21 protein-coding genes are annotated in these 23,355 nt (G+C 70.4%); 9 read left to right on the top strand and 12 right to left on the bottom strand.

The window, feature by feature from the left end:
• Positions 1 to 1,845, bottom strand: a complete 1,845-nt coding sequence (locus J3P44_RS21380; RefSeq protein WP_255892499.1) for a fumarate reductase/succinate dehydrogenase flavoprotein subunit — start codon at positions 1,843 to 1,845, stop codon at positions 1 to 3.
• Between the two features lie 17 nt (positions 1,846 to 1,862).
• A complete protein-coding gene (sdhC, locus tag J3P44_RS21375) occupies positions 1,863 to 2,684 on the bottom strand; it encodes a succinate dehydrogenase subunit SdhC (protein WP_255892497.1) in 822 nt (273 codons plus the stop codon).
• A gap of 145 nt (positions 2,685 to 2,829) precedes the next feature.
• Between sdhC and J3P44_RS21370 the strand changes: the two genes are divergently transcribed.
• The 3 genes from J3P44_RS21370 (at position 2,830) to J3P44_RS21360 (ending at position 6,428) form a co-directional block, all read left to right on the top strand.
• Positions 2,830 to 3,543 (top strand): succinate dehydrogenase cytochrome b subunit, encoded by a 714-nt coding sequence (locus tag J3P44_RS21370; RefSeq protein ID WP_255892496.1) that lies wholly within the window; start codon positions 2,830 to 2,832, stop codon positions 3,541 to 3,543.
• Between the two features lie 31 nt (positions 3,544 to 3,574).
• Complete coding sequence (locus J3P44_RS21365) at positions 3,575 to 5,596, top strand: fumarate reductase/succinate dehydrogenase flavoprotein subunit (RefSeq protein WP_255892589.1); 2,022 nt, start codon at positions 3,575 to 3,577, stop codon at positions 5,594 to 5,596.
• A gap of 88 nt (positions 5,597 to 5,684) precedes the next feature.
• A complete protein-coding gene (locus J3P44_RS21360) occupies positions 5,685 to 6,428 on the top strand; it encodes a succinate dehydrogenase/fumarate reductase iron-sulfur subunit (protein WP_255892495.1) in 744 nt (247 codons plus the stop codon).
• 172 nt (positions 6,429 to 6,600) lie between these two features.
• Here J3P44_RS21360 and J3P44_RS21355 read toward each other — a convergent pair whose 3' ends face one another.
• The 3 genes from J3P44_RS21355 to J3P44_RS21345 form a co-directional block, all read right to left on the bottom strand.
• Complete coding sequence (locus tag J3P44_RS21355) at positions 6,601 to 7,533, bottom strand: hypothetical protein (RefSeq protein ID WP_255892494.1); 933 nt, start codon at positions 7,531 to 7,533, stop codon at positions 6,601 to 6,603.
• 307 nt (positions 7,534 to 7,840) lie between these two features.
• Positions 7,841 to 8,899, bottom strand: coding sequence for a YihY/virulence factor BrkB family protein (locus tag J3P44_RS21350; RefSeq protein WP_255892493.1), 1,059 nt, complete (start codon positions 8,897 to 8,899; stop codon positions 7,841 to 7,843).
• Positions 8,899 to 9,408, bottom strand: a complete 510-nt coding sequence (locus J3P44_RS21345) for a 2'-5' RNA ligase family protein (protein ID WP_255892492.1) — start codon at positions 9,406 to 9,408, stop codon at positions 8,899 to 8,901. Before J3P44_RS21345 ends, J3P44_RS21350 begins: the two co-directional genes overlap by 1 nt.
• Before the next feature lie 60 nt (positions 9,409 to 9,468).
• On the opposite strand from J3P44_RS21345, the gene trpS reads away from it, so the two are divergent.
• The 4 genes from trpS to J3P44_RS21325 all read left to right on the top strand — a co-directional run bounded on the left by trpS (position 9,469) and on the right by J3P44_RS21325 (position 13,886).
• Positions 9,469 to 10,518 (top strand): tryptophan--tRNA ligase, encoded by a 1,050-nt coding sequence (gene trpS, locus J3P44_RS21340; RefSeq protein ID WP_255892490.1) that lies wholly within the window; start codon positions 9,469 to 9,471, stop codon positions 10,516 to 10,518.
• A 79-nt stretch (positions 10,519 to 10,597) separates the two neighbouring features.
• Positions 10,598 to 11,293, top strand: a complete 696-nt coding sequence (locus J3P44_RS21335) for a DUF4328 domain-containing protein (RefSeq protein ID WP_255892489.1) — start codon at positions 10,598 to 10,600, stop codon at positions 11,291 to 11,293.
• Positions 11,294 to 11,353: 60 nt separating this feature from the next.
• Positions 11,354 to 12,634: a lipase family protein gene (locus J3P44_RS21330; protein ID WP_255892488.1), complete on the top strand. Its 1,281-nt coding sequence runs from the start codon at positions 11,354 to 11,356 to the stop codon at positions 12,632 to 12,634.
• Positions 12,635 to 12,713: 79 nt separating this feature from the next.
• Positions 12,714 to 13,886, top strand: a complete 1,173-nt coding sequence (locus tag J3P44_RS21325; protein WP_255892487.1) for a beta propeller repeat protein — start codon at positions 12,714 to 12,716, stop codon at positions 13,884 to 13,886.
• A gap of 25 nt (positions 13,887 to 13,911) precedes the next feature.
• Here J3P44_RS21325 and J3P44_RS21320 read toward each other — a convergent pair whose 3' ends face one another.
• The 3 genes from J3P44_RS21320 to J3P44_RS21310 all read right to left on the bottom strand — a co-directional run bounded on the left by J3P44_RS21320 (position 13,912) and on the right by J3P44_RS21310 (position 17,724).
• A complete protein-coding gene (locus J3P44_RS21320; protein WP_255892486.1) occupies positions 13,912 to 14,070 on the bottom strand; it encodes a hypothetical protein in 159 nt (52 codons plus the stop codon).
• 139 nt (positions 14,071 to 14,209) lie between these two features.
• The gene (locus J3P44_RS21315) at positions 14,210 to 15,445 is read right to left on the bottom strand and encodes an MFS transporter (RefSeq protein ID WP_255892485.1); all 1,236 of its coding nucleotides are present in this window, start codon (positions 15,443 to 15,445) and stop codon (positions 14,210 to 14,212) included.
• Positions 15,446 to 15,510: 65 nt separating this feature from the next.
• Complete coding sequence (locus J3P44_RS21310; RefSeq protein ID WP_255892484.1) at positions 15,511 to 17,724, bottom strand: NADP-dependent isocitrate dehydrogenase; 2,214 nt, start codon at positions 17,722 to 17,724, stop codon at positions 15,511 to 15,513.
• A 176-nt stretch (positions 17,725 to 17,900) separates the two neighbouring features.
• Between J3P44_RS21310 and J3P44_RS21305 the strand changes: the two genes are divergently transcribed.
• Positions 17,901 to 19,007: an aquaporin gene (locus J3P44_RS21305; protein WP_255892483.1), complete on the top strand. Its 1,107-nt coding sequence runs from the start codon at positions 17,901 to 17,903 to the stop codon at positions 19,005 to 19,007.
• Here J3P44_RS21305 and J3P44_RS21300 read toward each other — a convergent pair.
• On the bottom strand, positions 19,004 to 19,690 hold the full coding sequence (locus J3P44_RS21300; protein ID WP_255892482.1) for a hypothetical protein: 687 nt from the start codon (positions 19,688 to 19,690) through the stop codon (positions 19,004 to 19,006). The genes J3P44_RS21305 and J3P44_RS21300 overlap by 4 nt on opposite strands.
• A 76-nt stretch (positions 19,691 to 19,766) precedes the next feature.
• Between J3P44_RS21300 and J3P44_RS21295 the strand changes: the two genes are divergently transcribed.
• Positions 19,767 to 20,756 (top strand): malate dehydrogenase, encoded by a 990-nt coding sequence (locus J3P44_RS21295; protein ID WP_255892481.1) that lies wholly within the window; start codon positions 19,767 to 19,769, stop codon positions 20,754 to 20,756.
• 60 nt (positions 20,757 to 20,816) lie between these two features.
• On the opposite strand, the gene J3P44_RS21290 is transcribed toward J3P44_RS21295, so the two are convergent.
• From J3P44_RS21290 to J3P44_RS21280, 3 genes are read right to left on the bottom strand one after another with little or no spacing between them, the layout of a single operon-like run.
• Positions 20,817 to 21,206 (bottom strand): DUF3017 domain-containing protein, encoded by a 390-nt coding sequence (locus J3P44_RS21290; RefSeq protein ID WP_255892480.1) that lies wholly within the window; start codon positions 21,204 to 21,206, stop codon positions 20,817 to 20,819.
• Between the two features lies 1 nt (position 21,207).
• Complete coding sequence (locus J3P44_RS21285; protein ID WP_255892479.1) at positions 21,208 to 22,056, bottom strand: bifunctional methylenetetrahydrofolate dehydrogenase/methenyltetrahydrofolate cyclohydrolase; 849 nt, start codon at positions 22,054 to 22,056, stop codon at positions 21,208 to 21,210.
• A gap of 24 nt (positions 22,057 to 22,080) precedes the next feature.
• The gene (locus J3P44_RS21280; RefSeq protein WP_255892478.1) at positions 22,081 to 23,325 is read right to left on the bottom strand and encodes an MFS transporter; all 1,245 of its coding nucleotides are present in this window, start codon (positions 23,323 to 23,325) and stop codon (positions 22,081 to 22,083) included.
• Between the last annotated feature and the right edge of the window lie 30 nt (positions 23,326 to 23,355).

Raw genomic sequence — 23,355 nt, 5'->3', positions numbered from 1 at the left:
TCAGCTCTCCTCGAAGTACTTCTTGAGCTCCGGGGGCATCTCCGGCAGTGGTTGCTCCACGAGATCGACCCCCGCGCCGCTGTCGTCGAGCCGGACGACGAGGTTCTTGCTGCCCCACTCCGGGCTCGGCGTGGGGAAGTCGTCGCGGGTGTGCCCACCGCGTGACTCCTCGCGCGCGAGCGCCGCCTTCGCGATCGCCTCCGAGACCAGCAGCATGTTGTGCAGGTCGAGGGCGAGGTGCCAGCCGGGGTTGTACTGACGGTGGCCCTCCACCCCCATGCCGGCCGCGCGCTCCTTCAGCTCCTCGATCCGGGTCAGCGCGTCCTTGAGCTCCGAGGCCGTACGGATGATGCCGACCAGGTCGTTCATCGCCTGCTGGAGCTCCTGCTGGATCGTGTAAGGGTTGTCGCCTCCCTCGACCTGGAACGGCGCCAGCGCCGACCACTCGCCCGCCCGGACCGCCTCCTCGGACACCGCGGGCCGCTCGGCCAGACCGGAGGCGTAGGCCGCTGCCGCCTCCCCCGCCCGTCTCCCGAAGACCAGGAGGTCGGAGAGGCTGTTGCCGCCGAGCCGGTTGGAGCCGTGCATGCCGCCGGAGCACTCACCCACGGCGTACAGGCCCGTGACGGAGCTGACCTCGGTGTCGGGGTCGACCTCGATGCCACCCATGACGTAGTGGCACGTCGGGCCGATCTCCATCGGCTCCGCGGTGATGTCTACGTCGGCCAGCTCCTTGAACTGGTGGTACATCGAGGGCAGCCGCTTGCGGATGAACTCGGCGTCGCGCCGGGACGCGATGTCGAGGAAGATCCCTCCGTGCGGTGACCCCCGCCCGGCCTTGATCTCGGAGTTGATGGCGCGGGCCACCTCGTCACGGGGCAGCAGCTCGGGTGGTCGCCGGTTGTTCTTCTTGTCCTCGTACCACCGGTCGGCTTCCTCCTCCGTGTCGGCGGTCTCGGCCTTGAAGTAGTCGGGGATGTAGTCGAACATGAACCGCTTGCCCTCGGAGTTGCGCAGCACCCCGCCGTCGCCGCGCACCGACTCGGTGACCAGCAGACCCTTCACCGACGGCGGCCAGACCATGCCGGTGGGGTGGAACTGGACGAACTCCATGTTGATGAGCGAGGCCCCGGCCCTCAGAGCGAGCGCGTGCCCGTCGCCGGTGTACTCCCAGGAGTTGGATGTGACCTTGAAGGACTTGCCGATCCCACCGGTGGCGAGGATGACGGCGGGCGCCTCGATCGTCACGAAGCGGCCCGTCTCGCGCCAGTAGCCGAAGACGCCGGAGACCACGTCCTCCCCCTGAGCAGAGGGAGCCTTGAGGAGCTCGGTGACCGTGCACTCCATGAAGACGTCGATCCCGATCTGCACGGCCCGCTGCTGGAGGGTGCGGATCATCTCCAGCCCGGTGCGGTCGCCGACGTGGGCGAGCCGGGCGTACCTGTGGCCGCCGAAGTCGCGCTGGCTGATCAGCCCGTCCTCGGTGCGATCGAAGAGTGCGCCCCAGTCCTCGAGCTCCTGCACCCGCTCGGGTGCCTCCTGCGCGTGGAGCTGGGCCATCCGCCAGTTGTTGAGCATCTTGCCGCCGCGCATGGTGTCGCGGAAGTGGACCTCCCAGTTGTCCTCCGGCCAGCGGTTGCCCAGCGCGGCCGCGATGCCTCCCTCGGCCATCACCGTGTGCGCCTTGCCCAGCAGGGACTTGCACACGATCGCCGTCTCGGCGCCGGCCTCGTGCGCCGCGATCGCTGCCCGGAGCCCGGCACCGCCGGCACCCACGACCACGACGTCGTACTGGTGGCGCTCGATGCCCCCCTCGGCGTAGTAGGCCATCTCGTTGCCCGTCATCGGGTGTCGCGTCGAGCTCAAAAGAACCTCACGTCCTGGATCGTGCCGGTGGCGAGCAGGTAGATGTAGAGGTCGACGATGGCGACCGAGAAGAGCGAGTACCACGCCCACCTGCCGTGGCTCGTGTTGAGCCTCGACACCCAGGTCCACAGCCGGTAGCGGATCGGGTGCTGGGAGAAGTGGCGCAGCCGCCCGCCGACGACGTGGCGGCAGGAGTGGCACGAGAGCGTGTAGAGCCAGATGAACACGACGTTGACGGCCATCAGCAGCGTGCCCAGGCCCATGTGGATGCCGCTGGTCTCGCCGTCGCCGACGGCGTACTCGGCCGGCATCGGCCGGAAGGCGAGGATCACGTCGAAGGTGAGGACCGCGCCGACCAGCACCGCGGCGTACCAGAAGTAGCGGTGCACGTTCTGCAGGATCAGCGGCAGCCGCGTCTCACCGGAGTAGGCCTGGTGCGGCTCGGCGACGCCGCACGCCGGCGGGCTCAGCCAGAAGGCCCGGTAGTAGGCCTTGCGGTAGTAGTAGCAGGTCATCCGGAAGCCCAGCGGGAAGATCAGGATAATCAGCGCCGCGGACAGCGGCCACCATGCGAACGGCTGGCCGAAGTCGGACGCGCCCTCCACGCAGTCGCCGAGGCACGGCGAGTAGAACGGCGAGAGGTAGGGCGAGGCGTAGTAGTCGCGGCCCATGAATGCGCGGACGGTGGCGTAGACGACGAAGGCCGAGAAGACCACGAACGTGGTGAGCGGTGCGAGCCACCAGCGGTCCTGGCGCAGCGTGCGGGGCTCGATGCGCGCACGGGTGGGACTCGTCACGCCTCGGTCGGTCGATGCCATGCAGTCCTCCAAGCGGTCCGGAAGGGGTCCCGGCAACGGCACCGACTATGGCGTGAGTCACACCCCAGCGGAAGTGGGCGCGCCCAGACAAACCTCACACTGCCTCGGCGCGTCGGGCACCCGGACGGGGCGATACGGTGCGGGGGTGGCAACCCAACTCACTCCCCCCTCTCTGGTGAAGGGCGCGCGGGCCTCGCGCACCACCATCGCCCTCAAGCTGCTGATGGCGCTGAGCGGCGCGGTGTTCATCGGCTTCGTGCTCGTGCACATGTACGGCAACCTCAAGGCCTTCGCGGGTCACGACGCGTTCAACGAGTACGCCCACCACCTGCGCGAGCTCGGCGAGCCGATGCTCCCCCACGAGGGTGCCCTCTGGATCATCCGTGTCGGCCTGATCCTCGCGCTCGTCGTGCACGTCTACTGCGCCGTCGTGCTCTGGCGGCGGGCAGCCCAGGCACGCACCACCAAGTACGTGATGAAGAAGCACACCGGCGCGATCTTCGCCAGCCGCCTCATGCGCTGGGGCGGCGTGACGCTGCTCCTCTTCATCATCTGGCACCTGCTCAACTTCACCATCGGCAAGGTCAACGTGCAGGGCGGGGCGACCAACGACCCCTACAACCTGATGGTCGACACGTTCGACGTCTGGTGGATGACCATCCTCTACATCGTCGCGATGCTCGCGCTCGGCGCCCACCTGCACCACGGCATCTGGAGCGCCGCGCAGACGCTCGGCTGGACCGGCACGGCGGCCAAGCGCCAGCGCGCCAAGACGGTCGCCTTCGTCACCGCGCTGATCATCTCGGTCGGCTTCTCCCTCGTCCCCCTCGCCGTCCTCGCCGGCATCATCACCAAGTAAGGGGTCACCACTCGTGAGCCACGACATGGACATGCCCGACACCGTCACCGCGGCGGAGGCCTCGCACTCCGAGGCGCTGGACGGCGACTACGACGACGCGGTCGGCTACTACACGCCCGGTGAGCCGCTGGTCGACACCAAGGCTCCGGACGGACCGGTCGCCGACCGCTGGCAGACCCGCAAGTTCGAGGCGCGGCTGGTCAACCCGGCCAACCGCCGCAAGCTCTCGATCATCATCGTCGGCACCGGGCTCGCCGGGGCCTCGGCGGCCGCGACGCTCGGCGAGGCCGGCTACAACGTCAAGACCTTCTGCTACCAGGACTCCCCGCGTCGCGCGCACTCCATCGCCGCGCAGGGTGGCATCAACGCCGCGAAGAACTACAAGGAGGACGGCGACTCCGTCCACCGGCTGTTCTACGACACGGTCAAAGGCGGCGACTACCGCTCCCGCGAGTCCAACGTCTACCGGCTGGCGGAGGTCAGCGCCAACATCATCGACCAGTGCGTCGCCCAAGGCGTCCCGTTCGCCCGCGAGTACGGCGGCCTGCTGGACAACCGGTCCTTCGGTGGCGTCCAGGTCTCCCGCACGTTCTACGCCCGCGGCCAGACCGGCCAGCAGCTCCTGATCGGCGCCTACCAGGCCCTCGAGCGACAGATCTCCGCCGGCACGGTCTCGATGTTCACCCGCCACGAGATGCTCGAGCTGATCGTGGCGGACGGCAAGGCGCGCGGCATCATCGCGCGCGACATGGTCACCGGTGAGGTCCAGACGCACCTGGCCGACGTCGTGGTCCTCGCGTCCGGTGGCTACGGCAACGTGTTCTACCTGTCCACCAACGCGATGGGGTCCAACGTGACCGCCGCGTGGCGGGCGCACCGCAAGGGCGCCTACATGGCCAACCCCTGCTACACGCAGATCCACCCGACGTGCATCCCGGTCTCCGGGTCGCACCAGTCCAAGCTGACCCTGATGTCGGAGTCGCTGCGCAACGACGGCCGGATCTGGGTGCCGAAGAGCCAAGCCGACTGCGAGAAGGACCCGCGCGACATCCCCGAGGAGGACCGCGACTACTACCTGGAGCGGATCTACCCCTCGTTCGGCAACCTGGTCCCCCGCGACATCGCCTCGCGCGCCGCCAAGAACGTCTGCGACGAGGGCCGCGGCGTCGGCCCCGAGGTGGACGGCGTACGCCGCGGGGTCTACCTCGACTTCGCCGAGGCGATCGAGCGGCTCGGCCGCGACGCCGTCGAGAGCAAGTACGGCAACCTCTTCGACATGTACGCCCGGATCACGGGCGAGGACCCCTACTCGGTGCCGATGCGCATCTACCCCGCGGTCCACTACGTGATGGGCGGGCTGTGGGTCGACTACGACCTGCAGTCGACGATCCCCGGGCTCTTCGTGACCGGTGAGGCGAACTTCTCCGACCACGGCGCCAACCGGCTCGGCGCCTCGGCGCTGATGCAGGGCCTCGCCGACGGCTACTTCGTGCTGCCGCACACCATCCGTGACTACCTCGCGGACGGCCCGTTCGAGGCCATCGCTGACGACCACCCCGCCGTCGTGGAGGCACACGAGTCGGTCCACCAGCGGATCGAGCACTTCCTCACCGTCAACGGCACCCGCAGCGTCGACTCCTACCACCGCGAGCTCGGCAACATCATGTGGGAGTACTGCGGCATGGAGCGCACCGAGGACGGGCTCAGGAAGGCGATCGACCTGATCCGGGGGCTGCGCGACGACTTCTACCGCAACGTGAAGGTCCTCGGCGCGTCCGAGTCCCTCAACCAGTCGCTCGAGAAGGCCGGCCGCGTGGCCGACTTCATCGAGCTCGGCGAGCTCATGTGCATCGACGCCCTCAACCGGCGCGAGTCCTGCGGTGGCCACTTCCGGGCCGAGTCGCAGACCGAGGACGGCGAGGCGCTGCGCCACGACGAGGAGTACGCCTACGTGGCCGCGTGGGAGTGGGGCGGCGACGACAGTGCCCCCGTCCTGCACAAGGAAGACCTGGTCTACACCGCCATCGAGATGAAGCAGCGGAGCTACAAGTGAAGTCACCCCACGACGTTCTCTCCCTCCCCCGCTTCGCTCCTCCGGTCGACAACACCGCGGGGACCCCGACACTCACGAGGATCAGCCGATGAACTTGACGTTGAAGATCTGGCGCCAGCCCGACGCGACGACCGCGGGTGCCATGCACACCTACGAGCTCGCGGACGTCTCTCCCGACATGTCGTTCCTGGAGATGCTCGACGTGCTCAACGAGCAGCTCAACGAGCAGGGCGAGGAGCCCATCGCCTTCGACTCCGACTGCCGCGAGGGCATCTGCGGCATGTGCGGGCTGATGATCAACGGCGACGCCCACGGGCCGGAGGTCACCACCACCTGCCAGCTGCACATGCGGTCCTTCGTCGACGGGGAGACCATCACCGTCGAGCCGTGGCGCTCCGACGCCTTCCCGGTCCTCAAGGACCTCGTCGTGGACCGCGGCGCCTTCGACCGAATCATCCAGCAGGGTGGCTACATCTCGGTCAACACGGGCTCGGCCCCGGAGGCGCACTCGGTGCCCGTGCCCAAGGACGACGCCGACCGCGCGTTCAACGTCGCGACCTGCATCGGCTGTGGCGCCTGCGTCGCTGCCTGCCCCAACGGCTCGGCCTCGCTCTTCATGGGCGCCAAGGTGACCCACCTCGGACTGCTGCCCCAGGGCCAGCCCGAGCGCGACGAGCGCGTGGTCAACATGGTCGCCCAGCACGACCACGAGGGCTTCGGTGGCTGCACCAACATCGGCGAGTGCACCGCGGCCTGCCCCAAGGAGATCCCGCTCGACGTGATCTCCCAGCTCAACAAGGACCTCCGCACCGCCATCAAGCATGGCCACTGAGCTGAGGGCCTGCAAACGCCGACCCGCCGAGCGGTGTGTGAGGGGGATTCTGATCCAAGAGAGTCCCCCTGAGCCACTGCGTGTCGGTGGGCCTCGTCGAACCCGGGGGCGGACGGTGCTCCAGGGGCATTCTTGCGATGGCGTTTCCTCCTGACGCACCGCTCCGGGACGATCATGCGGCGCGCGGAGGGCGTACGACATCCGCCAGCCGCCGGAACAGCGTGAGCCACAGTCCCTCGAAGTCCGGCGCCGGGCCGTCGTACCCACGCTCCACGAGTGCGCGGTGCACGTGACGCACCGTGGCCTTGGGTGAGCGCATCCGCTCCCGGGTGACCTGCTCGTAGGCCACGCCGTGGCGGCGGTATAGGGCGTACCGGTCGATGTCGGCGTTGTACTGCGCCCTGTCCTCCTGGTGCTGGCTGCCCTCGTACTCGATCGCCAGCTCGTAGGGGTCGTACCACTGGTCCGGGGTGAGCTCGATCCCGGGCGCGACCTCGATCGGGTGATTCACCTCAGGCAGCGGCAGGCCGGCGGCCACGACGTACGCCAGCAGCTCGGCCTCGGGCAGGGAGCGACAGCGGCCGTCGAGGAAGGGCAGGACGTACGTCGTCTCCGCGACGCCGCGGCGCCACTTCTCCTCGACCAGCAGCCGGTCGAGCAGGTGCAGGTCGAGCTGCTCCAGGTGGAGCAGCAGGCAACCGACCTTGATCGCGTCGATCGTCGGCGCCTCGGCGCAGTGGGCGACGAATGCTGCCTCCGGGCTCACCCCGTCCTCGTCACCACCAGGCATCTTCACCGTGCGGTGGAGGAACACGCCGTCCAATGTGAGGTGGAGATCGCCCTCGACCACGAAGTGGAGCGGCCACCTCGGTCCGGTGTCGAGGCCGAGCTGCTGGATGCGGGTGACACCCGTCGTACGCGCCGAGGCCGGCAGCGCGAGCCGAGCGGCCTGCACGTGGTCCTCCCACGTCATCTGGTGGTCCCGGTGGCAGTAGATCCCCTGGTGGAGGCGTCGGAACTGGACACCTTCGAGCACGTCCCGACTCACGCCGTTGGCCAATGCCTGGCGGCGGTGAATGGGACCCTTGCGGAGGACTTCGGGCACGTCGCGCATGGTCCGATTTCGACACTTCTGCCGCCGCGCTCGCGAGCGCCGGCTGCTCACGTGTGCAGAACTACTGCGCTCTCATGGCTGTGGACGAGTCCTGGCCCGGGACCAGGACAGCGACGGCCCAACCACACCACTCCAGCCCGTTGTGGCGGTGCGTGAGGGGCATTCCCCCGCCACAGAATCCACGTGTCTCACCGCCCTCACGCGCGTCGGCCCAGGCCACCCCGGCGAGCGGTGCGACAGGAGGACTTCCGCGCGCCGGAATCCCCCTCACGCACCGCTCAGGGGTGGGCAGCGTGCCTCAGGGCCGTCGACGGCGCAGCAGGGCGACCAGCGCCAGCGTGGTCGCCGCACCCCCGGCGAAGGCAGCCTTGACGGCGCCCGAGCCGCGGTTCGCGTCGCGTACGACGTCCGCCGCCGCGAGGTCGATCTGCGGGCCCTCGGGCATGTGCTCCGCCACCATCAGTGCCTCGCGCGCGGCCCGGGCCTCGGGCGAGGTGTGCGCCCAGGCGGCGGCGTACACGACCACACGGGAGAAGTAGTTGATCCAGATGAGCAGGACCAGCGCGATCCCGAACACCGCGAACGCCGGCTGCCCCTTGGTCGCGCCGATCAGGAAGGTGGCCGCCTGCTTGAGCACCTCGAACCCGACGGCCCCCAGCAGTGCGCCGCTCCACAGAGACCGGTTGGGCGTGTCGTGCTCGGCGAGGATCTTGAAGATCGCGAAGAAGAGCAACGAGTTGGCGGCCAGGCCCACCAGGATCGCGAGGACGGTGAGCAGGGGTGAGAGCGCCTCGTCGAGCCCCAGCCACTCGAGCACCTGGTCGGAGATCGCGGTCACGACGCCCGAGACGGCCACGCTGAGCATCAGCACCACTCCGACGAGCACCAGGGAGACGAGGTCCTTGACCTTGCCGACCACGAAGCTGGGTCGCTCGCGCGGCGGGGTCTCGAAGACCACCTGGAGCGCATCGCGCAGGCCCGAGATCCAGCCGAGCCCGGAGTAGAGCACGCCGACGAGACCGATGCCGGCCGCGGCGCCCGCGCCCTCCTGGAAGGCGTCGATGGAGATCTCGCCCGAGCCCGCGTCGCCCTCGACCACCATCGGCAGCACCGAGCGGATGGCCTTCACCATCTGCGTCGTGGCGTCCTCGTAGACGCCGGTGACCCAGCCGACGACGGCGAAGGCGAGCGCCAGGATCGGGAAGAAGGAGAGGAAGCCGAAGAACGTCACCGCGCCGGCGAGGGCGTTGCCCTTGACGTTGCCGTAGTGCTCGACCATCCGGACCACGTGGTCGACGAAGGGACGCCGCTCCCGCACCTCCGCCAGGCGCGCCTTGGCCGACGTGAGCGCCGACATCAGCCGAGCCCGAACTCGCGCGTGGGGACCCACCCGTTGACGGGGTCGTGGACGTAGAGGCTGAACGCGTCGGCGCCGAACGAGCACTCGAAGTGGGCGAGCTCCTCGAACGCGCGGTCCAGTGTTGCGTCGTCGAGGTGGTGGGCGATCGTGACGTGCGGGTGGTAGGGGAAGTGCAGCTCGATGTCCAGGGGCCCGCTGCGTACGGCGCCGGCGAGCAGCTCGCACGACGAGATCCCCTCCGCCACCATCACGAAGACCACCGGGGAGACGGGCCGGAAGGTGCCGGTGCCCCGCAGGCGGATGTCGAAGGGCTCCACGGTCGCGGCTGCCTTGGAGAGGTGGTCGGAGACCGCGGCGATCTCGGCGTCCTCGAGCTCCGTGGGCGGCAGCAGGGTGATGTGCGTCGGGATCTGCGCGGCGGTGGTGTCTCCGATGGAGGTGCGGTAGTCCTGCAGCTCGCTCGCCCATGGCTCCGGGATCGCGATGGCTACTCCGATGGTGGGCACCCAGAGACCCTACAGAACCCGTTCGCGACGCCGATCAGCCCCGTGAGAGGATCGGCCGTCGTGAGTGACACCTTCCGCGCCGCCCAGGCCCGCAGCGACGCCATCGAGCAGCAGATGGCCGAGAACCCGGCCTCCCTCCGGATGCTGACCGGGGACCGTCCCACGGGCGCTCTGCACATCGGCCACTACTTCGGGTCGATCCGCAACCGCCTCCGGCTGCAGGACAGCGGAGCGGAGATCTGGCAGCTGATCGCGGACTACCAGGTGATCACCGACCGCGAGGTGGGTGGCGACATCGCCGGCAACGTGCGCAACCTGCTGCTCGACAACATCGCCGCGGGACTCGACCCGGACCGGGCGACGATCTTCACCCACTCCTCGGTGCCTGCCCTCAACCAGCTGATGCTGCCCTTCCTGAGCCTGGTCAGCGTCGCCGAGCTCCAGCGCAACCCGACCGTCAAGGACGAGGCCAAGTCGGCCGGCATCACCTCGATCGGTGGACTGCTGCTGACCTACCCCGTCCACCAGGCCGCCGACATCCTGTTCTGCAAGGCCAACGTGGTGCCGGTGGGCCGCGACCAGCTCCCGCACCTCGAGCAGACGCGGGTGGTCGCGCGCCGCTTCAACGACCGCTACTCCCCCGTCTTCCCCGAGCCTGGCGCGCTGCTGTCGGAGGCCCCGCTGATCCTCGGCACCGACGGCACCAAGATGAGCAAGTCGAAGGGCAACGTGGTCGAGCTGCGGATGAGCGCTGACGAGACCGCCAAGAAGCTCAAGGGCGCCAAGACCGACAGCGACCGGGTGATCACCTACGACCCCGACACCCGCCCCGAGGTCGCCAACCTGCTGACCCTGATCGCGCTGTGCGAGGGCATCGAGCCGACCGTCGTGGCCGAGGAGATCGGCGACGGCGGCGGAGGCGCCCTCAAGAGTCGCCTCACGGAGGCGATCAACACCGAGCTCGCCCCGCTGCGCGCTCGCCGCGCCGAGCTGGAGGCAGATCCCAGCTATCTCACTGACGTCCTCAAGCGAGGCAACGCCCGTGCCAACGAGGTCGCCGAAGCCACGCTCGACGAGGTGCGGGCAGCCATGGGCATGGTCTACCTCTGAACCGCCCACCGCGGGCGCCCGCGCGAGGTACTGTCCCGCGGAGCGACGAGCCGTCGTCGCACGATCGGGGGATCCAGACGTGAGCCAGCATGCAGCACAGCCGTACGCCGTCGGAGGGCCGCACGCCGTCGCGCCCCGGGTCCCGGAGGGCCTGGCGGTGGCCGCCCTCGTGCTGGCGTCGGTCTACACGGTCGTCGAGGTGCTGCTCCTCCTGACGTCGTTCGGCGCCGCCGAGACCTACGGCGAAGCCGCCCGACAGGGCACCGACGTCGCGGGTGTCATCACCGCCTACGACGTGCTGGGCATGGGCTACGTCGTGCTCCTGCCGCTGTGGATCGTGACGTGCCTGTTCCTCCAGCGGGCACGCCGCCGCGCGGTCGCGTTGGCGCCCCGCTTCCACCACCAGCGCAGTCCGGTCTGGACGTGGCTCGGCTGGCCCGTGCCGATCGTGGGCCTGTGGTTCCCCTACCAGGTCGTGCGCGACATCGTCCGCAACGCCTGGCGGGACCCGTGGGGCGACCAGCGTCAGCGCCTGCACCTCGGGCTGTGGTGGGCCACCTGGGTCGTCGCCATCGTGGCCGGCCAAGTCACCTCGCGCCTGATTCCGTGGTCGGGGACGCCCGACGCCGATGCGGTGGCACGGCTCCCGCTGTTCCAGGGCATCACCGCCGTCGCGACCGTGGCCGGCCTCGTGCTCTGGGTGCGCATCGTGAACTCGCTCCTCCACGCACTGAGGACGCCGCCCGACGTGAGCGACGTCACACTCCCCTACTGATGTGACTCGCCAGTAGGTTTCCTGCCATCGGCCGGGCGGTCCGGCCGGGGAGGGAACCCCATGGGAGCACCATCACGTCGTCGGGCTCGGACGGCCGGCGCGATAGCCAGACCCATCAGTCTGATCATCACCCTGCTCACCACCACGATCGCCGCGGCGATCCCCGTCACCGCACTCGGCACGACCTCGGCCCACGCCGTTGTCCCCGAGCCGCCGCGACCGGCCTTCTACGAGGCCCCCGCCACGCTGCCCGGCGCCAACGGTGCGGTGATCCGCAGCGAGCACGTCACCTTCCTGCTCGACCCGCTCGACGCCACCAGCCTCGTGCGCAACGCCGACCGGATCCTCTACCGGACCACCAACCGCACCGGGACGGCCATCGCTGTCTCCGGCACGGTGCTGGTTCCCAGCGCCCCGTGGGTGGGGGTGGGCTCGCGTCCCGTCATCGGCTACGCGCCCGGGACACAGGGCATGGCCGACCGCTGCGCCCCGTCGCGGCTGTTCTCCGAGGGCATCGAGTACGAGGGCCTCGGGATCGAGGGCCTGCTCCAACGCGGCTACGCCGTCGCCATGCCCGACTACGAGGGACTCGGCACCACCGGCGTCCACACCTACATGGACCGGGTCTCGCAGGGTCGCGCCACGCTCGACGCCGTACGCGCCGCGCAGCGACTCCCCGGCACCGGCCTGAGCGCGACCAGCCCGGTGGGCCTGATGGGCTACTCGCAGGGCGGTGGCGCCGCGGCGTCCGCCGTCGAGCTCGCTGCGACCTACGCGCCGGAGCTGCGCCTCAAGGGTGCCGTGGTCGGTGCGGTCCCGGCCGACCTCGCGAAGGTCGCGAGCAACCTCGACGGTGGGCTGTTCTCGGCGTTCGCGTTCTTCGCCCTGCGCGGGCTGTCGGCCAGCTACGACCTCGACCTGTCGCCCTACCTCAACGCGACCGGGCGGGCCGCGATGGACAGCGTCGAGCAGGACTGCGTCTTCGACCTGTTCGACCACGCCTTCACGCGGTCCAGGGACCTCAGCGTCGACGGCCAGCCGATGTCGGAGCTGATGAAGCGGGAGCCCTTCGCCGCGATCATCGAGGCGCAGCGCATCGGGACCATCAGGCCGACCGTGCCGGTGCTCGTCACGCACTCGGCACTCGACGACACGATCCCCTACGGCGTGGGCAGGGCGATGGCGAGGTCGTGGTGCGGCAAGGGCGCCAACGTCTCCTTCTCCACCAACGTGGCGCCGCTGCACGTGGGCGGCATGGCGCCGCACATCGCCGAGGCGCTGCCGTTCTTCGAGGCCCGCTTCGCCGGCCTCCCCCAGGTGGGCAACTGCTGGCTGCTCTGAACCTCGCCCGGATGCAACCGGATCGGCCCCCCAAAGGTCGTGAGGGTGAGACAGCAGACCAACAGTGGGAAGGTGGACCATGCCTCGGGGGAATGCGGTGGACCGCGTGCAGCAGCCCGGCTTCGAGGTCGTCCTCGACCGTGCCCGCCAGGGCCTCCGGCGCCGCCGTACGACGATCGCCGCAGGCCTCGCGACGGCTGTCGTGATCGTCGGGGTCGTCGCAGCCACGCAGCTCGCGCCCCGCACCCCCATCGAGCCGGCACCGGCTCCGACGCCCACCCCGCCCTCCGGCGAGGTCGACGAGCAGCTTCCCGACGACATCCAGGCGTTCCTGTCGGGCGACGACATCCATCCCGCCGCGGTCCTGGGTTCTGGTGACGCGACAGGTGTGGTGTGGACGGCCTGCTCGTCCGTGGCAGGCACCTGCCGGTCAGCTCTCGTCACCAAGCATGACGATCAGGTCGCTGGCCGCTTCGTCGACTCGGGCTACGGCATTCCCCAGTCGGTCCCGGGAGGTTGGCTCATTCCGGACGGGCGTGACTGGATCCTGGTGACGCCCACCGGGGAGACCCAGCGCATCCACGGCCCCGGGCCCGGGAGCGCGGACGTGATGGCGGGCGACACCGCCGTGTTCACCACGACGGACGTGCGCCTGCTGCGCGGCACCAAGCTGGTGCCGATGCCGGGCGTCGGGGCGGGCGGCTGGAACCCTTCGAGCGCCTACGTGACGCCCGAGGGACGTCTCGTCATGACCCCGACCATCGAGGGCCCCACGCGCGTCATCGTCAGCGACGACGGAGGTCAGCTGTGGCGGATGACCCACGCAGTGGATGAGGGTTCGGGTACCCCTGCGACCGGACTGCTGGCGGGCCACGGCGACTCCGTCGCCTACGTCGCCTACGACGAAGCGGACGGCTCGGTACCGGTGCTCGAGATCGCCGTGTCGAGCGACGCGGGCGAGTCGTGGCAGGTGGCGCGCGGGGACTTCGGCGGGGAGGGGCTGCGCAACCCGTCCAGCCTGGCCGTGTCCCCGAGTGGGACGGCATACCTCACCACTGGCTCGCACGGCGTCGTCCGGATCGACGCGGATGGCAACGCGACGGCGACGCGGCTCTCCTCCGACGACCACTCGGCCTTCGTCCTCGGCGAGGACGTCTGCGTGGTCGCCGAGGACGGACGCGCGGACGAGCTCCGGTGCTCCGCGGACGACGGGGCGACCTGGACGCCCCGGCCTCTCCCGGGCTTCCAGTGACTCGGGACCCGGCTGCCCCGTCGGCTCAGACGACCCAGCCCACGTTGTCGGCGACCAGGTCGGCTGCCGGGTAGATCCCGCGCAGCTCCTGTCGCCGCTGCAGCAGGCTCACCACGGCCCCCAGGTTGCGGTCCGCGAGCTGCCGGCGGCGCTCCATCTGGAGCTCGATCGTGTAGTCGTCCATGACTCCCCCTCCGGAAGATTTCGGGTGGCATCCCCACCCCTCATGGATTTGATCGTTACAACTCCGCGCTACGCAAGAGTTCCGCCCGTGTTAACTCCGCGCAACATGAACGGAAAATTCGGGCACGGGAGGCCGGCCGTCAGGTGGGTACGACCTCGCGCTGGCGCACGTGGAGGCGCGCCGAGACCAGCAGGATCGCCACGCCGGCCAAGGACAGGGCGAGGCCGACGAGGGCGGGGGCGCGCAGGCCCCATCCCGCGGCGATGACCAGTCCGCCGAGCCAGGCGCCGAGCGCGTTGGCGATGTTGAGGGAGGCGTGGTTCAACGCCGCACCGAGCGTCTGGGCATCGCCGGCGACGTCCATCAGCCGGAGCTGCAGGTTGACGACGAGCACGGACCCCAGCGTGGTGATGAGGAAGACGACCGGCAGCGCGGCCCAGCCGTGCGGCGCCGCGACCCAGAAGGCCAGCATCGTGGCCGCCATCCCCACCCCGCCGATGATGAGCGAGCGGAAGATCGACCAGTCGGCCATGATCCCGGCGAGCCACGTCCCGACCACCATGCCGAGACCGAAGGACACCAGGTAGATCGCGACCGCCCGCTCCCCCAGCCCGGCCACGTCGGTGACCACCGGGGCGATGTAGGAGTAGACGGCGAACATGCCGCCGAACCCCACGGCGCCCGCCAGCAGGGTCAGCCAGACCTGCGAGACGGCGAAGGCGCCGAGCTCGCGGCGACCTGTGGCGTCGGCGTCGCCCGGGCACGACGGGACGAACCAGACGACCATCGCGAGCGTCAGCACGGCCAGGCCGGCGGCGGCCCAGAAGGCTGCGCGCCAGCCGAGCTCCTGGCCCAGGACGGTCGCGGCCGGGACGCCGAGCACGTTGGCGACCGACAGCCCGAGCATGATCTGCGACACCGCCCGGCCCTTGCGGGACGGTCGCGCCATGCTGGCCGCGACGAGTGAGGCGACGCCGAAGTAGGCGCCGTGCGGGAGGCCGGCGGCGAAGCGGGCGACCATCAGCTGCTCGTACGACGTGGCGAGCGCGCTCACGCCGTTGCCGACGGTGAACGCGGCCATCAGCGCCACCAGCAGGGCCCGGCGCGGTAGCCGGGCGCCGAGGAAGGCCAGCACCGGGGCACCGACGACGACACCCACGGCGTACGCCGCGATCACGTGGCCGCCGGTGGGGATCGAGACGTCGACGCCGGCGGAGATCTGCGGCAGCAGGCCCATCGTGACGAACTCGGTGGTGCCGATCGCGAAGCCGCCCATCGCGAGCGAGAGGACCGCGAGGGCGTAGTGCCGGGCGGTCACCGACGGGACGTCGAGCGGGTCGGCGGGAGCGTCGGTCGGCGCGGCAGTGGTTGTCATGACCCTGGGCCAAGGCGCGACCCCCGGGGTGATATTCCCCAGGGGTCGCGCACGTGGTGGAGGTCTCAGCTGACCGTGGCCAGCGCCTCGTTGAAGGTCGCGGAGGGGCGCATCACGGCGGCGGCCTTCTCCGGGTCGGGACGGAAGTAGCCGCCGATGTCGGCCGGCTGGCCCTGGACCGCGAGCAGCTCGTCGACGATCTTCTGCTCGTTGTCGCGCAGCGTGCCGGCGAGCGCGGCGAACGCAGCCGCCAGGTCGGCGTCCTCGGTCTGCCGCGCCAGCTCCTCGGCCCAGTAGAGGGCGAGGTAGAAGTGCGAGCCCCGGTTGTCGATGGTGCCGAGCTTGCGCCCCGGGGAACGGTCCTCGTTGAGGAACGTCTCGGTGGCCCGGTCGAGGGCGTCGCCCAGCAGCTTGGCGCGCACGTTGTCGTCGTAGGACGCCAGGTGCTCGAGCGAGGCCGCCAGGGCGAAGAACTCACCCAGGCTGTCCCAGCGGAGGTAGTTCTCCTTGACGAGCTGCTGCACGTGCTTGGGCGCCGAGCCGCCGGCGCCGGTCTCGAAGAGCCCGCCGCCGTTCATCAGCGGGACGATCGAGAGCATCTTGGCGCTGGTGCCGAGCTCGAGGATCGGGAAGAGGTCGGTGTTGTAGTCGCGCAGCACGTTGCCGGTCACCGAGATGGTGTCCTCACCCCTGCGGATCCGCTCCAGCGAGTACGTCGTGGCCTCGGCCGGCGCCATGATCTCGATCGTCAGCCCCTCGGTGTCGTGCTCCCCGAGGTAGTCGGTGACCTTGGCGATCAGGTTGGCGTCGTGGGCGCGGGAGGCGTCGAGCCAGAACACCGCGGGCGTCCCGCTGGCGCGGGCCCGGGTGACGGCGAGCTTGACCCAGTCGCGGATCGGCTCGTCCTTGGTCTGGCAGGCGCGCCAGATGTCACCGGGCTCGACGGTGTGCGACATCAGCACGTCGCCGGCCGCGTTGCGGACCTCGACGGTCCCGGCGGCGGGGATCTCGAACGTCTTGTCGTGCGAGCCGTACTCCTCGGCGGCCTTGGCCATCAGGCCGACGTTGGGCACCGAGCCCATCGTCGAGGGGTCCAGCGCGCCGTTGGTCCGGCAGTCGTCGATCGTGGCCTGGTAGATGCCGGCGTAGGACGAGTCGGGGATCACCGCGAGGGTGTCCTGCTGCTCGCCCTCGGCGTTCCACATCTGTCCGGAGGTGCGGATCATGGCGGGCATCGACGCGTCGATGATGACGTCGGAGGGCACGTGCAGGTTGGTGATCCCCTTGTCGGAGTCGACCATCGCGAGGGCCGGTCCGGAGGAGAGGGCAGCCTCGAAGGCGGCCTTGATCTCGGCCCCGTTGTCGAGCGCGTCGAGCCCACCGAGGATGCCGCCCAGGCCGTCGTTGGCCGAGAGGCCCGCCGCGGCCAGGTCCTCGCCGTACTTCGCGAAGACGTCGGCGAAGTAGGCGCGCACGACGTGGCCGAAGATGATCGGGTCGGAGACCTTCATCATCGTGGCCTTGAGGTGGGCGGAGAACAGGACGCCGTCGGCCTTGGCTCGAGCGACCTGCTCCTCGAGGAAGGCGTCGAGCGCGGCGGCGCTCATGAACGTGGCGTCGACGACCTCGCCGGCGAGGACCGCCAGGCCCTCCTTGAGGACCGTCTCCTCACCGCCAACCCCGACGTGCACGATCGAGAGGGTGTCGTCGGAGTCGAGGACGACCGACTGCTCGTTGCTGCGGAAGTCGTCGTGACCCATCGTGGCGACCGACGTCTTGGAGTCCCTGCTCCAGGTACCCATCGAGTGCGGGTGCGACCTGGCGTAGTTCTTCACCGACGCGGGCGCCCGGCGGTCGGAGTTGCCCTCGCGCAGGACGGGGTTGACCGCCGAGCCCTTGACCTTGTCGTAGCGGGCGCGCGTCTCGCGCTCCTCGTCGGTCTGCGGGTTCTCGGGGTAGGCCGGCAGGTCGTAGCCCTGCGACAGCAGCTCGGCGATGGTCGCCTTGAGCTGGGGGATGGAGGCGGAGATGTTGGGCAGCTTGATGATGTTGGCCTCGGGCAACGTGGCGAGCTCGCCCAGCTCGGCCAGGGCGTCGTCGAGGCGCTGCTCCTCGGTGAGGCGGTCGGGGAACTGCGCGATCACCCGGCCGGCGAGGGAGATGTCACGGGTCTCGACGTCGACACCCGCGGTCTTCGCGTAGGCGGCGATGATCGGCAGGAACGAGTACGTCGCCAGCAGCGGTGCCTCGTCGGTGTGCGTGTAGATGATCTTGGCCATGGGTAGGACAGCTCCTGGGTGCTGATGGTGCGAGGTTGGCATAACTCTTGACGTCAAGATACCTGACGCGGGGAAGGGTGGCGACTCGGCTACCCTCGCACCCCCCGCGGGCACGCCGCTAGGCTTCCGATCGGCCTACGCGGGGTACGGCCACACGACTGGGAGGACAGCTCGCGATGAGCGACACCATCGACACACCGACCACCGGCCAGAAGTTCACTGCCGAGGCGATGGGCACCTTCGTGCTCGTCTTCTTCGGCTGCGGAGCCGCGATGCGCAGCGGGGGTGACTACGTCGCCACCGGGCTCACCTTCGGACTCACCGTGGTCGTCATGGCGTACGCCGTCGGCCGCATCTCGGGCGGACACTTCAACCCGGCCGTCACGCTCGGCGCCGTGCTCGGCGGACGCCTCCCCTGGAGCCAGGTCGGCATCTACCTGGCCGCCCAGCTCCTCGGCGGCCTGCTCGCCGGTGCCGTGCTCTTCGGCCTCAACCACGGCTTCGAGGGCTTCAGCGCCGAGGGCAACATGGCGCAGAACTTCTTCGGCGACCAAGGCACCGGCTACGCCTGGTGGGCCGCGCTGCTCCTCGAGACCGTGATGACGATGGTCTTCCTCTGGGTCATCCTCGCGGTGACCGATGAGCGCAACGAGGTCAACGTCGCCATGGGCCCGCTCGCGATCGGGCTCGCGCTCGCCATGATCCACTTCGCGTCGATGAGCGCCACCGGCACCTCGGTCAACCCGGCCCGCTCGATCGGCGTGGGCGTCTTCGCCGGCACCGACTCCATCATCCAGCTCTGGCTCTTCGTCGTGGCGCCGTTCCTCGGTGCCGCGATCGCCGGCCTCACCTATCCCGTCCTGTTCGGCCACGCCTCGGAGCCGGTCCCGGGCTCGGGCCTCAGCTTCGGCGGCGGCCGAAAGGGAGACCAGTTCGTGCCGGGCAGCTACGAGGCCCAGTGGAACCAGGGCCAGCAGGGCGGCAACTGGGGCCAGCCCGGCGCCGCGTGGGGCGCTCCCCCGCAGCAGCAGTGGGGCCAGCCCGTGCCGCAGCAGCCCGTGCCGCAGCAGCAGCCCGACCCCTACTCCACGCCACAGGCCGCGCCTGCCCCGTGGGGCCAGCCCCAGCCTCCGCAGCAGCAGCCCCCGCAGCAGCAGCCCCCGGCCCAGCCCGGCCAGTGGGGCGCACCGCCCGCCCAGCCCGGCCCGCCGAGCGCGCCCGGCCACTGGGGCAACCCCGACGGCGACGACGACGGCCGCACCCAGGTGCGTCGCCCCGACTAGCTCGGCCGGTTGGAGGTCAGCTCGGCCGCCCAGCCCGCATCGAGGTCCTCGAACCCAGCGAGGCCGACACCCTTCTCGTACACGCTGCGCGTCGAGGTGTCGGCCTCGTCGAGCATCTCGACCATGGTGCTCGACAGGTCCACCACCCGCCTGCTCGCCTCGGGCAGCGACGGCACGGCGTAGGCGAGCCAACCGTCGCCGAGGCGTGGCTGGGCAGGCATGGCGAGCCCAGCCTCGGCGCCGTCGGTGCCCGCTCGCCATGACGCGTCCTCGACGGACTCGACGCCGACCAGCCACACGTTGCCGTCGTCGTCCTGGGCGTAGAGCCGGGTCTCGACGGTGACGGGGCCCCCGAGGTCCGTGGCGAGCTCCACGGCCGTGGCATCGAGGCCGGCCACCGGGATGATGTCGTCACGCACGACGACCACGACGGTGCCGAGCGGGCTTCCGTCCCGGGCCACGTCGTACGTCCATCGCGTCCCGGGCTCGAGCGGCAGCCACGGGTTGTCCACGACGTCGACGAAGTCGTCCGGGTCCGGCGACGGCGTCGGGACGACGAGCCCGTTGATGCCCGGCTGGTCGTAGGCCGCGGGCTGGCCGACGCCTCCGCACCCGGAGAGGCCCAGGACGAGGCCGGCGGCCAGCACTCCCGCCGCACGCGGACGGCGTACGGGTCGAGGCATGGGCGCCAGCATGCCAGCCGAGTCCCGCTGCTAGCGTCAGCGGGACCGACCACCTCATCTCGCGAGGAGTACCCCTGTGACCTCCCCAGCCCCCCTCAAGGTCGCCGTCACCGGCGCCGCCGGTCAGATCGGCTACAGCCTGCTCTTCCGCCTCGCCAGCGGGGCGCTGGCCGCGGACCGGCCCATCGAGCTGCGACTGCTCGAGATCGAGCCTGCCCTCAAGGCGCTCGAGGGCGTCGTGATGGAGCTCGACGACTGTGCCTTCCCGCAGCTCGCCGGCGTCGAGATCGGCGCCGACGCCGAGAAGATCTTCGACGGCGTCAACCTCGCCCTCCTGGTGGGCGCCCGTCCGCGCGGCCCCGGCATGGAGCGCGGCGACCTGCTCTCCGCCAACGGCGCGATCTTCACCGCGCAGGGCAAGGCCCTCAACGCGGTCGCGGCCGACGACGTACGCATCGGGGTGACCGGCAACCCGGCCAACACCAACGCCCTCATCGCGATGAGCAACGCCCCCGACATCCCGCGCGAGCGGTTCTCCGCACTGACCCGCCTCGACCACAACCGCGCGATCTCGCAGCTCGCGGCCAAGACCGGGGCGAAGGTCACCGACATCAAGAAGATGACGATCTGGGGCAACCACTCGGCCACGCAGTACCCCGACCTGTTCCACGCCGAGGTGGGCGGCCGCAACGCCGCCGAGGTGGTGGGCGACCAGGCCTGGCTGGAGAACGACTTCATCCCGACCGTCGCCAAGCGCGGCGCCGCGATCATCGACGCCCGCGGCTCGTCCTCGGCGGCCTCGGCCGCGTCGGCCACGATCGATGCTGCCCGCGACTGGCTGTTCGGCTCGGCGCAGGACGACTGGGTCTCGATGGCCGTCGTGTCCAGCGGGGAGTACGACGTCCCCGAGGGCCTGATCTCCTCGTTCCCGGTGACCACCTCGGGTGGCGACTGGTCCATCGTCGAGGGCCTGGAGATCGATGACTTCTCCCGCGCCCGGATCGACGTCTCGACCGCGGAGCTCGCGGACGAGCGTGCCGCGGTGACCGAGCTCGGCCTCATCTGATCCCGAGCGACGGCCGGGCCCTCACGGGGGCCCGGCCGTCGTGGTCTCCCGGCCGTTGTCCTAGAAGCCGGGCTGGTCGGGGATCGAGCCGGCCAGGAAGATCAGTGCCCCGCCCAGGACGGCGAGGATCAGCGCGTCGAGCACCTTGTGGCGCACCGCCAGCATCCCGGCGTCACGCCTCCTGAGCACCAGCCGCACGGCGGCGGCGAAGACCAGCGCCCCGCCCATCAGCCGGATGCCGGTGCGCCACTCGTCGAGCGCCACGATCAGCATCGCGACCGCGACGACGCCCAGCACCAGGAGGTAGAACATGCCGCCGATGGTCGAGGGATAGCGACGCGGGTCCTCCGGGTCGACCGGCTCGGCCGACGTGGGCTCGACCGACTCGGGCGGCTTGGTCTCGGACGGCTCGGGCGACTCGGGATGCTCGGACGGCTCGGGCACGGTCATGTCAGGTACGGGCGGACTTCTCGGCGATGTCGACGATGTTGGTCAGCAGCATCGCGCGGGTCATCGGACCGACGCCCTTGGGGTTGGGCGAGACCCAGCCGGCCACGCCCCATACGTCGGGGTGCACGTCGCCGGTGACCTTGCCGTCCACCCGGGAGACGCCCACGTCGAGGACGGCGGCACCGGGCTTGACCATGTCGGCGGTGATGATCCCCGGCACGCCGGCCGCAGCGACGACGATGTCGGCGCGGCGCACGTGGGCGGCCAGGTCGACGGTGCCGGTGTGGCAGAGCGTCACGGTGGCGTTCTCGGAGCGGCGGGTCAGCAGCAGGCCGAGCGGACGGCCGACCGTGAGGCCGCGACCGACCACCACGACCTCGGCCCCGGCGATCTGCACACCGTGGCGACGCAGCAGCTCGATGGCGCCGACCGGGGTGCACGGCAGCGGGCCGGACTCGCCGAGCACCAGCTTGCCGAGGTTGGTCGGGTGCAGCCCGTCGACGTCCTTGTCGGGGTCGACCCGTGAGAGCAGCGCGAACTCGTCGAGCCCGGTCGGCTGCTGCACGATGAAGCCGGAGACCGCCGGGTCGGCGTTGAGGCGGTCGATCAGCTCCTCGGCCTCGCCCTGCGTGGCGGTGCCCGGGAGGTCGTGCCGGAACGACGCGATGCCAATCTCGGCGCAGTCCTTGTGCTTCGCCCCGACGTACCAGTGCGAGCCGGGGTCGTCACCGACCAGGACAGTGCCGAGCCCGGGGGTGACCCCCTGCTCCTTGAGGGCGGCGACGCGCTGGGCGAGCTCTGCCTTGATGGTCCGCAGCGTGGCTGCGCCGTCCAGGATCTGTGCCGTCACGCGGGTCAGTGTAGGGGCACGACCTCAGGCACCGACCGGTGCGCCGATCCTGACCAGGTGCCGCTCGGCGGCCCGCGCCGCGGGGTGCGCCACCACCGCCGCCGTCACGCCGATCAGCGCGATCACGATCCAGCCCGCGGTGCCCACCTGGAGGGCGAGGAACGTGTAGAGCGCGGGGAAGACGATGGGCTCGATCTGGTAGCCGAGCCCCCACACGCCCTGGTAGTCACCGAGCCGGCGGTGGTCGGACAGCTCGCTCGTGAGGCACCAGTCGGCGGCCGACTGCCACAGCTCGGCGCCGGTGATGGTGACGTGCCCCACCCAGATCAGCACGATCGACACCCAGCCGACGGTCTCGTGCGTCCACGCGATCAGCGCGCAGGAGACGATGAAGGCGTAGCCCGACCAGCGCACGGCCCGCAGCGAGCCGTCGACGGAGTCCGCGACCCGGCTGGCGCGGACCTGCAGTGCCACAGCGAGGACCGTGTTGGTGCCGAACAGCCAGGCCAGCAGCGCCGGCGGCGCATCGGTGCGCTCGACGAGCCACAGCGGCACGACGACGTTGAGCAGCACCTGGTTGGAGGACAGCACCCCGTTGCAGATGCTCAGCGCGACGAAGCCCGGGTTGCGCCAGGCGGGTGAGCCGGCCGCAGCCGGGTCGTCGGTGTCGACCACTGGCACCTTGCGGGCGATGACCGGCAGCACGCTCGCGATGAGCACCGCGTTGAGCACCAGCAGTCCGCCGGTCACGAACGGGATGAGGCGCACGGCGTCGAGGCCGATGCCGAGCGCGACACCGCTCGCGCCCGCGCCGAGGGTGTAGCCGACGTTGCGGGCCGCTCGCATGTAGGCCAGCGCCCGCACCCTGACCTCGCGCGGGAAGACGGCGATCCGGTAGACGTTGCGCGCGTTGCGTCCGGCCGTCTCGAAGATCGCGAGCACGCTGAGCATCAGGACGAAGGTGGCCATCCCGCCGATCAGCGGCCACGCGAAGTAGAGCGCGGCCTCCACCGCGCTCGCCGTGGCCCACAGCGGCTTGGCGCCGACCCGGTCCGCGAGCCGCCCCATCGGCAGCTGGAGCAGGAGCGTGATGCCCGCCGCGACCGACATGCCCAGGCCGACCTCGGCACCGGACAGGCCGACGACCTTCGTGAAGTAGACCGCCGTCCCGGTGAGGAACGTGCCCGTCGCGAACGCCGACAGCACGCACTGCCAGACCAGGTCCCGCTCGAGCTTCGTCGGCGGGAGGATGCCACGCCACCAGCGCACGTCGTACCTCCGAGGTTGATATCTCGACGT

This window comes from Nocardioides astragali, from assembly GCF_024436375.1.
Taxonomy (GTDB): Bacteria; Actinomycetota; Actinomycetes; order Propionibacteriales; family Nocardioidaceae; genus Nocardioides; species Nocardioides astragali.
The sequence above is the reverse complement of the archived record's forward strand: the minus strand, read 5'-3'. Positions and strand labels throughout refer to the sequence as shown.